Consider the following 2,252-nt stretch of genomic DNA (forward strand, 5'->3'; position numbering starts at 1 on the left):
TGGACCCATCGGAAGACATCGCAATTGCACTCCAGTTCCTGTCTCCCGCAATTGCCGAATCGGGAGTACTGCTGTCCGTCCAGGTTGCTCCCGAGTCAGTGGGCGTATACACCTGAGAGGTATAGACATGGCCATCATAAACTACCGCGGCAAGTTTGGATCCATCGGAAGACATGGCAATTGCACTCCAGTTCTTATCACCCTCAATTATAGAGCCACGAATACTGCGGTTTATCCAGGCAGCTCCCGAATTGACGGAAGTATAAACGTGGCCGCCATACACTACCGCGGCCTGTTTGGATCCATCGGAAGATATGACAATGGAATGCCAATTCTTGGCTCCAGCAATTGTTGAGCTGATACTGCGATCTGCCCAGGAGGTTCCCGAATCAATGGATGTATAAAGATGGCCACTCGACTCCACTGCGGCAAGTTTGGACCCATCGGAAGACATGACAATAGATCTCCACTTCTTATTCCCCGCAATTGAAGAACCCTCACCGCCGAAGTGCCTCCATGTCACTCCCGAATCAGTGGAAATATATACATAGCCATTAATCTCTATTGCGGCAAGTTTGGACCCATCGGAAGACATAACAATGGAGTACATTAACCTTTCTTCGTCAAACCCAAAAGTCGTGAAAGTACTTTGAGCACTCTGCTGAATTCCCTGATCCGTCCAGGTAGCTCCAAAATCAGTGGAGGTATACAAATGGCCAGTACTCTCCACCGCGGCAAGTTTAGACCCATCATCAGACATAGTAATGGCTCTCCAGTTTTTGTTTCCCGCAATTGTAGAACTGGCGGCACTCTTGTCCGTCCAAGTAGCTCCAGAATCAGTGGAGATATACAGATGTCCTCTACTTTCCACTGAGGCTAGCTTAGATCCATCGGAAGACATAGTAATGGCTCTCCAGTTTTTGTTCCCCGCAATTGGAGAGTCGTGAATACTCCGGTCCGTCCAAGTCGCCCCAAAATCAGTGGAGGTATACAGATGGCTATCAATCTCTATCGCGGCAAGTTTGGATCCATCAGAAGACATCGCAATGGAATACCAGTTCTTATCTCCCGCAATTGGAGAGTCGTGAATACTTCGGTCCGTCCAGGTAGCCCCAAAATCAGCGGAGGCATACAGATGGCCTTCATACACAACTGCGGCAAGTTTGGACCCATCGGAAGACATCACAACGGAATACCAGTTCTTATCTCCCGCAATTGGAGAATCGTGAATACTCCGGTCCGTCCAAGTCGTCCCAAAATCAGTGGAGGTATACAGATGGCCTCTGCTTTCCACCAAGGCAAGTTTGGATCCATCGGAAGACATCGCAATCGAACTCCAATCCATCTCTCCATGAATAATCGTGTCAGTGCTTAGATTTTTCCATGTAGAATCCGACACCGTAGTGGATTTCAAACAACTAATCAGAATAGAGGCTGCCAGCGTCAATGTCAGGGTGGAATAAAAGTTCTTTGCCATAACTTCTTGATTATACACTAAAAATTTGAATTCGTCATACATATTTCCTGATGGATTTCGGATTTCTGAGTCTACCAATCCATAGAATCAGCTCGAAGTACGAGAATCCATCGAAGTTTCGGGACTTTCGTTTTATCTGTAAAATCAGCTTGAATAACAAATAGCATTTGACCTCCGGTTCTTCGGTGTATCTGCAAACTGATTCAATGTAGGAGCGCTGTATTATCCCTAAATGCTCTTGAGTCATGGCAACAATGCAATCCTGGTTGTCAATGTGAGAAAACATGTAAGGGATCGACAGAAACCTCGTTTGTAAACGGTTGGCAGGCATGCAAAATTATCGAGTGCGACACCTGTGGGAAATCAGGAAGTAACAGGTGATGCATTGCTTGAGACTGAAGCTTTTTGATAGCAGAGTGCTTTGTGGGAAAATATATCCCGAGTGAAGAATTTATTCCATTTATTCAAAGGATAAGCTCGAATAATGTGTAATGGGGCAAGTAAAATGAGAAATGAGAAAATTTGAAGCGATGAGACGCAATTTTTTGTTATCAAAGAGATTAGAGCCATTCAGGCCAATGCATTTTTTTGCGAGCAAAATGAGAGAAAATGAGAGAAATTTTCGTTTTTTTGGCTGTGAAGTGGAAATTTTGGAGCTAAATATCGGTGAAAAAATGAAAATCCAAGGTGTTTTTTGATGTTGGGATATCCTTGATTTCTTGAACAAAATTCTGGGACGGAATCTTGAAAAACGTATGTAGCACCAGGGATGTTA

General features: G+C 44.6%; 1 protein-coding gene. It reads right to left on the reverse strand.

Annotated features, from left to right (window positions below; translation table 11 throughout):
* A partial coding sequence (locus tag S1OALGB6SA_RS04960; protein WP_148084030.1) for a VPS10 domain-containing protein occupies window positions 1-1,477 on the reverse strand: 1,477 nt, incomplete at its 3' end.
* Between the last annotated feature and the right edge of the window lie 775 nt (window positions 1,478-2,252).

Source organism: Olavius algarvensis spirochete endosymbiont (assembly GCA_900608495.1).
Taxonomy (GTDB): Bacteria; Spirochaetota; Spirochaetia; order DSM-2461; family DSM-2461; genus UBA2779.